Here is a 10014-nt window from a genome sequence, read left to right on the forward strand (position 1 = left end):
TGCCGTTTTTGGATTGATGGAACGGCGGGTGGAGGGAACGATCTTGGCGGCGCCCAGACGCAAGCCAAAAGCTCGTCATTGCGAGCGCAGCGAAGCAATCCAGAATCTTTCAGCGGGAGACTCTAGAATGCTTCGCTGCGTTCGCAATGACGGTGGAGAGAACTCGCTTGCTTCTACTGCTGCGCGCCCGGTAGCAGCGGTGCCAGCAGTCCGCGCGTGACACCGGGCGACACTGCATCGAGCCCGAGCACGGCGCTTGCAGCCGGCAGCGCCGCGTCCGCCATCGCGGCGTGGCCTTCGGCGCTCGGATGCACGGCGCCGCCATAGACGGCGGAGAGCACGCCCCAGGTGGCGTCGTGGATGTCGGTCGGCTGGCTCGCCGCCGGCAGGCCCTGCGGATAGGTCATCGCGGCAAAATAGCTGTCATTGGCGTCGCGGATCCAGCGCGCACGCGGCAGGTAGGTGCGATACTCGGAGGCGCCGCGGCCGCACAGCATCGGCTGGCTCGCCGCGCTCACGATATCCGGATTGAAGCTCTGGCCGTTCTCGGCAAAACAGCTGCGATCGAATTCCGGATCGTTGCCCGAATGCGCGCAAAAGCCGTGATCGGCGAACGCGGCCTGATGCGTATCGACGAAGGTCATGCGGTCGGCCTCGGGATCGCGGCACAGTGCGCCGCGAGTGCAGGTGGCGAGCGCCTTGAGCTGCGGCAGGAATTCGGTGTCGACGAAGGTCGAGACGCGGGCAAGACGCTGCGGATCGGCGTTGAAGGCGGGATGGATGTCGAAGCCGGCGCGGCCGCCCCGGCAGGGCACGCCGCCATCGGCGAGTGCCGGATTGGCGTAGGAGACATAGACCACGTGCGAGAGGTCGCCGCCGACCAGCGGCTTCAGCGCCTCGCGCAGCTTGACGAAATTCTGCGGCAGCTCGCGCTGCAGCGCGTCGCGGGAATCGTCGACGCTCGCCATCACGCCGGAGCGGCGGAACAGCGCGCGCTCGGTTGCGGTCTCGACGATGACGTCGGCGACGAGGCCGGAGAAGTAGATGTCGTTGGCGCCGACCGAGAGCAGCACGAGATCGAGGTTGCGGTCGGGCTGGCGTTTTTTTGCAGCGGTGAGCGCCTCGCGCAGCTCGGCGACCTGGGCGTTCACGCTGGTCTGGCAGGTGCCGTTCTTGTTCGGTGCGCATTCGCGGGCGCGCTGCGAGCCGAGCAGCCCGTCACCGATGCTGGCGCCGGTGCAGGCGAGCGGCAGGAAGGTCACCGCGATGTGGGTGTAGCGCACCGCGAGCGCCAGCGCCGTGCGGGCCTGGTAGCTGTAGAGCGAACGGTGGCAGGGCGAGTTGAACCAGAGCGCGCCGTAGCGCTGCCAGTTGGCGAGCGTGTCCGGTGCCTCGCAGGCGCGCCCGCCCTTGTAGCCGGCGCGGCTCGGCCGGTAATATTGCGCACCCGCGGTGCCGAGATAGGAGCGGAAGCAGAAGCCCTCGTCCGAAAGTGCGAGCGGCCGGTCCGGATTGCCCTCGCCGGAGGCGATGCTGTCGCCGAGGCCGGCGACGAAGACGTCGCGGACCTGGATCTCGGTCTGGACGCGCTGGGTCGGATCGGAGCCGGAGGAGACGTCGACGGTCGCGACCGTCTGCTTGCCGTAGCGGACGCGCAGATTGATCGGCTCGGCGCAGTCGAAGGTCGAGGTCTGCGGCCCGTCGCCGTCGTCGAACGTCCACGCGCAGGTGGCTCCGACCGGCACCGCGCCGGTCAGGCGCACCGTGACCGGGTGGTCGATCGGGGTGATGTAGTTCTCTTTGACGTTGTCGCGGGTGCAGGGCTGGTTGACCCGGCCCTGGAGGTCGATGCAGAGCCGGTTGACCATGTTGCGGGCCCAGCCGCGGCCCTCGCTCTGGAGCTCCAGCGACTGCTCGGCGGCGAGGACGCTGCGGTTTCGCGCGTTCTCGACATGGAGCAGGAAATCGCGCTCCTCGCGGAATAGACGGAAGCGGTTGCGCACCTCCCAATTGATCTGCATGGCGCCGGCATCCTGCGCGGCCGCGCGCGGAAACGGCAAAGACGTCAGAATCCCGACAAGAAGCAGGGCGCCCGCGGAGAGGGTACGAAAGGATACAGGGATCATGGCCAGCGTGTTCAACGGCAAAGTTGAGGCGGAAATAAGAGAGGATTGCTCCTCCGCCTGCAACCTTTGTTTGACCGCTTTATCGCTTGTTGGCCTGCCGCAGCGCGCGTTCGCGCTCCATCGCTGCCACCTGCTTGGGCAGGTTGGCCTGCGCGCAGGCCTCCGCCAGCCGCCGCCGCTCCTGCCAAGGCTCGACCACGTTCATCCAGAGCTCGCGCGCGCCCATGATGGAGATGGCGAGGCCGAACGGGATCACGAAATAGAGGATGCGGAAGACCAGCAGGGTCGCAAGCAGCTGCTCACGGCCGAATTCCGGCAACGCTACCAGCATGGCGGCATCGAACACGCCGATCGAGCCGGGGGCATGGCTGGCAAAGCCGAGCAGCGTTGCCAGGATGAACACGACGGCGAGCGACAGGAAGTCGATCTGCGGGCTGGCCGGCACCAGCAGGTACATCGCCAGCGCGCAGAAGCCGAGATCGACCACGCCGATCAGGATCTGCACCAGCGTCAGCGGCGCCGAGGGCAGCACCACCTTCCAGCCCTTCTGGCCGAGCTCGCGTCGTTTCTCGCCCATGCAGAGCCAGACCAGATAGGCGGCGATGGAGGCGAGGCCGCCGAGCGCGATCAGCCGGTTAATGGATGACGGCAGCTGGTCCATGTAGGAGGCGGCATCGGGATGGATCGCCATGCCGATCGAGAGCACGAAGATGTTACCGAGCCAGAAGGTCAGGCCCGACAGGAAGCAGATCTTGGCGACATCGATCGCGTTCAGCCCGTAATCCGAATAGATCCGGAAGCGGATCGCCCCGCCGGTAAAGACCGTGGCGCCGATGTTGTGGCCGATCGAATAGGACGTGAAGCTGGAGAGCGCTGCAATGCGATAGGGCACATGCTTCTTGCCGATCGTTCGCAGTGCAAAAAAGTCGTAGAACGTCAGCGTACAGAACGCGAAGAAGACGCAGATCGCCGCCAGCCCGATATTGCCGCGGGGAATCTCGGTTAATGCGGTCAGGATGACGCCGGTATCGATGCCCTTGAGGGTCCGCACCAGCGTGGTGATCGCGAAGGCGATGATGAAGACGCTTGCGGCAATGCCGAGCCTTCGCCAGCCGATCCATCTCTTGAAGCCGCGTTTCAACGCGGGCAGCAGTCCGTGCATTCATCCTCCCGGCGGGGGGCAAGACCGACCGGGCCAGACATTGGCCGGTCGGGTGCGATCACTGCCTGAACTCGGCGTCGATCGCTAGGCATGATGTAGCTCATTTAAGGCAAAAACAGCGGCTTGTGCAGCCCTTGACAAGGATAGGTTCTGCGCCACACCGGCTGCTTTTGTCATACGTGGTTCACATCGGCCGCGCGTTAAGCATATGAGTCGCAAGATCGGCCCGGATCGCGTGGTCGTATCTCGACACGATGTCATATCGTGGCCCCGCCGGCATTGTTCCAGCGCAACGGATCGGGGCTTTTTTGGAACGTCGATGCCATGGGCTCGTTAGCGCCCCATCAGCAACCGAACACGGGCGGAATATGCGGCTTTTCGTGCAAGCCGGTGCCTCCGTGTTCCCGAAACCCGAGAGGATCGGACCGATGGGACTGTTCACAAAAGACATCAAGACCATGAACGACCTGTTCGTGCACCAGCTTCAGGACATCTATTACGCCGAACAGCAGCTCACCAAGGCGCTGCCGAAGATGGCAGACAAGGCGACCGATCCGCAGCTGAAGCAGGGCTTTTTGACGCACCTCGAAGAAACCAAGCAGCACGTCAAGCGGCTCGAGGAAGTGTTCAAGATGCACGGCACGCAAGTGAAGGCTGTCGACTGCCCGGCGATCGACGGCATCATCGAGGAAGCGGACGAGACCGCAGGTGAGGTCGCCGACAAGGCGGTGCTGGATGCGGCGCTGATCAATGCGGCGCAGGCCGCCGAGCACTACGAGATCGTCCGCTACGGCAGCCTGATCGCCTGGGCCAAGCAGCTCGGCCGGAGCGATTGTGCCGCCGTGCTGGCCAAGACGCTCGAGGAGGAGAAGGCGACCGACAAGAAGCTCACGACGCTTGCCGAGAGCAAGGTGAATCTGCGCGCGGCGAGCTGAGGCAAGGCTGGCTGCGAGGGGGCGCCGCGCGGTCATCCGCGCGGCGACTTGTTGCTGCCTCCATCCCCCGTGAAGGTGGGCGCGCTGGTGACGAGCCTTCACCAGTCGCTAATCATATCGGCGGCCGTCTTGCTGCCGGCCCCTCAATTGATCGGCCTGGTTGCAGCAGTTGAACGCGCAATGTGAGCAAACGCGCACATCCTCGATTCACCATTCCTGAAACAGGCGCGTAGCCGGTTACCGACTGTCCATTTCTGTCGGTTCAAGTGTCGGCCGATAGGGGCCGGCAATGTATCAAGTTCTCTACTGTCTCACGGACCAGCATGATTGGCGCCTGGTCGCGCTCGGTGGCGCAGTGTGTCTGCTCGCGAGCGCGGCAGCGATCAGCCTGTTTCACCGCGCGCGTGCAACGGATGGGGGTGCTCGCGTCGCGTGGATCGCGCTTGACGCCGTCGTCGCCGGCTGCGGCATCTGGGCAACCCATTTCATCGCGATGCAGGCCTACGGGCCCGGTGCAGGCGGCGCCTACAACGTTCCCGTGACAGTCCTGTCGCTGATCTTCGCCATCGCGGTCACCTTCATCGGCCTGAGCATCTCGGTATCGGCAAGGCGCTCGATCCCGGTTGCGCTCGGCGGCGCGGTCGTCGGCGGCGGCGTTGCAGCCATGCATTACACCGGCATGATGGCGCTCGAGATTCCCGCGCGCATCGGCTGGGCGAGCGGCATCGTAACGGTCTCGATCGTGCTCGGCATCGTCTTTGGTTCGCTGGCGCTGGTTGTCGCGGGACGACGCGACAGCCTCGCGAATGCTCTCGGTGCGTCGGTGCTGCTCACCGTCGCCATCGTCTCGCATCATTTCACCGCCATGGGCGCCGTGGAGCTGACGCCGGATCCTGCGATCGTCATCAGCGGCCTGTCGATCCCGCCGGCCTCCTTGTCCGTCCTCACCGCCAGCGCCGCGGTTGCCATCCTCGCGATCGCGCTCGCGGCGGCCGTGCTCGACCGCCGCGCCAAGGGCGAACTGGGACGCCAGCAGGTAGTGCTGGACAACGCGCTCGAGAACATGTCGCAGGGGCTGTGCATGTTCGATGCGGACGGCAAGATCATGCTGTTCAACGAGCGGTACGCGGCGATGCTGGGGCGCACCGACGTCCCGCTGGCGGGCCGCCTGCTGGTCGACGTGCTCAGGGAGGAGCAGGCCAGGGGCCAGTGGCAGGGCGATGCGGATGAATTCTTCGCGCGCCTCGTAGCCGACGCCCGCGAAGGCCGCAGCACCAGCGAGGTCGTCGACCGGTTCGGCCGATCCATCCGGGTCGTCAACCAGCCGATGCAGGGCGGCGGCTGGGTCGCGACCTTCGAGGACATCACCGAATGGCTGGAGGCACAGGCGAAGATCTCGCACATGGCGCGCCATGACGCACTGACCGGCCTGCCCAACCGCGTGCTGTTCCACGAGCAGCTCGAGCAGGGACTGCGCCGGGCCGGTTCGAACGACCAGCTCGCAGTGCTCTGCCTCGACCTCGACCACTTCAAGGACATCAACGATTCGCTCGGCCATCCGATCGGCGATGCGCTGCTCAAGGAGGTCGGGCGCAGGCTGAAAGCCACGGTCGGCGACGACGACACGGTGGCGCGGCTCGGCGGCGACGAGTTCGCCGTGGTCCAGATCGGACGCTCCGAGGAAGCGGCGGCGAGAGTCCTCGCCGGCCGCCTCGTCGAGGTGATCTCGGCGCCTTACGAGATCGACGACCATCAGATCATCATCGGGGTCTCGATCGGCATCTCGCTGTCGCCGCAGGACGGCAGCAATCCGGACGAGCTGCTGAAGAACGCCGACCTTGCGCTGTACCGCGCCAAGGCCGACGGCCGCGGCACCTATCGCTTCTTCGAGACCGGCATGGACGCGCGCGCACAGGCGCGGCGCCTGCTGGAAATGGATCTGCGCGCGGCGCTGCAACGCGACGAGTTCGAGCCGTACTACCAGCCGATCCGCGACGTCGCCAGCGGCCGCGTCGTCGCCTTCGAGGCGCTGTTGCGCTGGAACCATCCGCAGCGCGGCCTGATCGCGCCGATCAGCTTCATTCCGCTGGCCGAGGAGACCGGACTCATCGTCCAGCTCGGCGAGTTCGTGCTGCGCTCCGCCTGCTCCGACGCGGCCACCTGGCCCGACGATGTCGACGTCGCCGTCAACCTGTCCCCGGTGCAGTTCAGGAATCCGAACCTGATCGCATCGGTGACCGAAGCGCTGGCATTGTCGGGGCTCGCGGCGCAACGCCTCGAGCTCGAGATCACCGAATCCGTGCTGCTCCAGAACAGCGAGGCGACGCTGACCACCTTGCACGAGCTGCGCGCCATGGGCGTGCGGATCTCGCTCGACGATTTCGGCACCGGCTATTCGTCGCTGAGCTATCTGCGCAGCTTCCCGTTCGACAAGATCAAGATCGACCGTTCCTTCGTCTCGGAGCTGGCGACGCGCGAGGATTCCATGGCGATCATCCGCGCCGTGACCGGCCTTGGCCGCAGCCTCGGCATCGTCACCACCGCGGAAGGCGTCGAGAACGACGCCCAGCTCGAACTGCTCAGGCGCGAGGGCTGCACCCAGGCGCAGGGCTATCTGTTCAGCAAGCCGCGGCCTGCCTCGGATGTCGCGATCATGCTGGACCGCCCGCGGCTGCGCGCGTCGGCGTAAGGATCAGCCGCGGCGCAGCGCGAAATGCGCGCCGCAATATGCCATCACGGCGCCGAGGCACAGCGCGGCGAGCGCGGCCAGCAGGCCGGAAGTGGTCGGGACCGCGCTCGGCGCCGAGGCCACCTGGCCCGCGCCTGCCAGCAGGAGCACGCCGACCGCGATCAGGAACTGCCGCATGCGGTGCGGGATCTGGCCGTCGGCGGCGCTCTGCATCAAGCTTGCGGTGAAATAGCCGCCGGAAAAACCGACCGTGGCGATCAGCCACCAGGCGATCGCCGCGCCCGCGGGCATGAATTCATGCGTGTCGGAGCGCCAAAGGCCGCCGAGGTCGAGGCCGTAGCGCGCGCCCAGCATGTGCACGGCGAGCGCGAGCAGCACGCCGGAGATCACGGCGGCGCCGAGAATCAGGCGGCGCGGAAAAAAGGTCGTCTCAGCCATGTCCCGCTTGTAGGATGGGCGAGGGCGATCGCGCAAGCAGATCGCGGACGGGATTGATTGTCGATATGCAGGTTTCCGACGCGCAGGACGCCCCGGGTGCAAGCTACGCCTACAAGGCGTCGCTGATCGGCTCGGCGCATCGCTTCGAGCTGACGGACGAAGGCCTCTCCTGGCACATCGCCGGCCGCTCCGGCCTGTGGCGCTATGACGAGATCAGTGCTGTCAGATTGTCGTTCCGCCCGGTTTCGATGCAGCAGCACCGCTTTCGCGCCGATGTCAGCCACGCCGGCGGCGGCCGCATCAGGATCCTGTCGACGAGCTGGCAGACCGCGGCGCTGATGGCGCCGCAGGACAACGGTTTTCGCAGCTTCATCGTCGAATTGCACGCACGGATGGCCAAGGCCGGCAGCCGCGCGACGCTCACCGCCGGCCTCGGCGGCAAGACTTATGCAGTCATGCTGGCGTTCCTGGCGGTGCTGACGGTGGCGATGACGGGGCTGTTGATCCGCGCACTTCTGATCGGCGAGTTCGCCGGCGCATTGTTCATCCTCGGCTTTGCCGCGCTGTTCGCCTGGCAGGTCGGCGGCTTCGTCCGGCGCAACCAGCCGCAGAGCTACGGCTTTGATCAAGTGCCCAGGGCCCTGCTGCCCTAGACGGCGCGTCACTCCGTCGAGTCAAAATCCTCTTCCTTGGTGCCGAGCAGCGAGACGAGCGTGCGCAGGCCGGAATCGAGCTGCTCGAGAGTGGGCGGGGCGAGGGCGAGGCGCACCGCGTTCGGCGCGTGACCATGCGCGATCGCGAAGGTCGAGGACGGCGTCAGCGCGATGCCGCGCCGGGCGGCCGCGGCGACGAAGGTCTGCGAGCGCCAGTGCGGCGGCAGCGTCAGCCAGAGATGATAGGCGCGCGGATCGGCGGCGAGCTGGTAGCCGGTGAGCAGCCTTGCCGCGGTCTGCTGCCGGCGCGTAGCGTCGATGCGCTTGAGCCGCGTCAGCTCGGCGACGGTGCCGTCGGCCATCAGCCGCTGCCCGGATGCGAGCGCATGGCCCGAGGCGATCCAGCCGCCGGTGCGGACCGCGCTCATCACGCTTTCGCGCAAGTGCGGCGGCGCGACGAGGATGCCGAGCGCAAGGCCCGGCGCGACCTTCTTGGACAGGCTGTCGATCAGGATGCAGCGGTCCGGCCCGAGCGCCGCCAGCGGCGTGTCGTCGGCGAGGAAGCCGTAGACGGCGTCCTCGATGATGGTGAGATCGAGCTTCTCGGCGACGCGCATGATGTCGGCGCGCCGTGTTGCGTTCATGGTGACGCCGAGCGGGTTCTGGATGATGGGCTGGAGATACAGCGCCGACAGATGCGCTTCGCGATGCGCCTTCTGGATCGCATCGGGCCGCGCGCCGAATTCGTCCATCGGAATCGGCACCAGCGTCACGCCCAATCGCGCGGCGATGCTCTTGACGTAAGGATAGGTCAGCGCCTCGACGCCGCAGCGTCCGCCTGTCGGCACCAGCGCGGCGAGCGCGGCCGCGAGCGATTGCTTGCCGTTGGCGGTGAAGACGATCTGCTCGGCCTGCGGCGTGAAATCCTTGCGCGCGAGATAGGCCGCGGCCGCATTGCGCGCGCTCTTGGTGCCGGTGCTGGTCGAGACGCGCAGCGCCGATTCCAGCGCGTCGACGCGCTCGAGCCCCGCGAGGCTCTTGGCGATCATCGCCCATTGCTGCGGCAATAACGGATAATTGACCTCGAAATCGATCCGCGCGTCGCGCGGCTCGCTCAGCGCCTCGACCTCGCGCCTGATGTCGCCGGAGATGAAGGTGCCGCGGCCGACCTCGCCGACGACGAGGCCGCGACGGAGCAACTCCGTATAAACCCGGCTCGCGGTCGAGACCGCAATACCGCGGTCATAGGCAAAATTGCGCTGCGGCGGCAGCCGGTCGCCCGGCCTTAACGTGCCGTTAGAGATATCCGAGGCAATGGCATCGGCAAGCTTCACGTACTCGAACTTGGACATTATTGCACCGAGAGCAATGTTTTACTTGCTCCGAGTAGTGTACTGGAGCATTTAAGTTCCATCAAGATCCACGATTGAGCCGAGGTGAGCGAGAGCAATCCGACGGCAAATGAGGTGCAGGCGCTCAGGCGTTTGTGCCAACGGCATCCGCTTCGCCGCGTGGACAACAGGCCGGAGAAGAAAATGACCACGATCTCGCAAACTGCCGGGCGGAGTTTACGCCCATCCTCGTCGAGCGGATTTTTTGGCACGCTCGTCACTGCCGCCACTGCGCTGTTCGACCGCCTGGAGCGCCGCTCCGCCGTCAAGACGCTGAACGAGCTCGACGACCGCGCCCTGCGCGACATCGGGATCAACCGCAGCCAGATCGAGGACGCGGTGTACGGCCAGTTCAAGGCCGAGCTGACGCGGTATCTGTAAGGCTCTCTCGTGTCCCGGACGCGCTGCAACGCGTAAGCGTTGCTGCGCAGAGCCGGGACCCAGCGAGCCCAAGCACTCGCTGCAACATGGGCCCCGGCTCTGCAGCGCACCGCTACGCGCTGCGCGGCGTCCGGGGCACGAGACCTGAGTTTCTCGCGCTCATCTGTATCCACATCGTCATTGCAGACACACATTCGCATCCTCGCGGCTTGTTTCGCCCGAGCTTTGCCTGATCGCTC

General features: G+C 66.1%; 8 protein-coding genes. 4 read left to right on the forward strand and 4 right to left on the reverse strand.

Annotated elements, in window-relative coordinates:
- Positions 1 to 173: 173 nt before the first annotated feature.
- Together PMI42_RS34285 and PMI42_RS34290 are read right to left on the reverse strand one after the other, a co-directional pair.
- The gene (locus tag PMI42_RS34285; RefSeq protein ID WP_035967453.1) at positions 174 to 2126 is read right to left on the reverse strand and encodes an SGNH/GDSL hydrolase family protein; all 1953 of its coding nucleotides are present in this window, start codon (positions 2124 to 2126) and stop codon (positions 174 to 176) included.
- A 79-nt stretch (positions 2127 to 2205) separates the two neighbouring features.
- Positions 2206 to 3288, reverse strand: coding sequence for a lysylphosphatidylglycerol synthase transmembrane domain-containing protein (locus PMI42_RS34290; RefSeq protein WP_008143778.1), 1083 nt, complete (start codon positions 3286 to 3288; stop codon positions 2206 to 2208).
- Between the two features lie 428 nt (positions 3289 to 3716).
- Here PMI42_RS34290 and PMI42_RS34295 point away from each other — a divergent pair, with 428 nt between their 5' ends.
- Positions 3717 to 4223, forward strand: coding sequence for a YciE/YciF ferroxidase family protein (locus PMI42_RS34295; protein WP_008143779.1), 507 nt, complete (start codon positions 3717 to 3719; stop codon positions 4221 to 4223).
- 289 nt (positions 4224 to 4512) lie between these two features.
- On the forward strand, positions 4513 to 6912 hold the full coding sequence (locus PMI42_RS34300) for a bifunctional diguanylate cyclase/phosphodiesterase (RefSeq protein WP_008143781.1): 2400 nt from the start codon (positions 4513 to 4515) through the stop codon (positions 6910 to 6912).
- A 3-nt stretch (positions 6913 to 6915) separates the two neighbouring features.
- Here the strand turns inward: PMI42_RS34300 and PMI42_RS34305 are convergent, their stop codons facing one another.
- On the reverse strand, positions 6916 to 7350 hold the full coding sequence (locus tag PMI42_RS34305) for a hypothetical protein (protein WP_008143784.1): 435 nt from the start codon (positions 7348 to 7350) through the stop codon (positions 6916 to 6918).
- A 65-nt stretch (positions 7351 to 7415) separates the two neighbouring features.
- Between PMI42_RS34305 and PMI42_RS34310 the strand changes: the two genes are divergently transcribed.
- Positions 7416 to 8003, forward strand: coding sequence for a hypothetical protein (locus PMI42_RS34310; RefSeq protein ID WP_008143785.1), 588 nt, complete (start codon positions 7416 to 7418; stop codon positions 8001 to 8003).
- A gap of 8 nt (positions 8004 to 8011) precedes the next feature.
- Here PMI42_RS34310 and PMI42_RS34315 read toward each other — a convergent pair whose 3' ends face one another.
- The gene (locus tag PMI42_RS34315) at positions 8012 to 9355 is read right to left on the reverse strand and encodes an aminotransferase-like domain-containing protein (protein WP_008143788.1); all 1344 of its coding nucleotides are present in this window, start codon (positions 9353 to 9355) and stop codon (positions 8012 to 8014) included.
- 183 nt (positions 9356 to 9538) lie between these two features.
- Here PMI42_RS34315 and PMI42_RS34320 point away from each other — a divergent pair, with 183 nt between their 5' ends.
- Positions 9539 to 9775 carry a DUF1127 domain-containing protein gene (locus PMI42_RS34320; RefSeq protein WP_008143790.1) on the forward strand — a complete coding sequence of 79 codons (237 nt, stop codon included), beginning with the start codon at positions 9539 to 9541 and terminating at the stop codon, positions 9773 to 9775.
- The last annotated feature ends 239 nt before the right edge of the window (positions 9776 to 10014 follow it).

This window comes from Bradyrhizobium sp. YR681 (genome assembly GCF_000282615.1).
GTDB lineage: Bacteria > Pseudomonadota > Alphaproteobacteria > Rhizobiales > Xanthobacteraceae > Bradyrhizobium.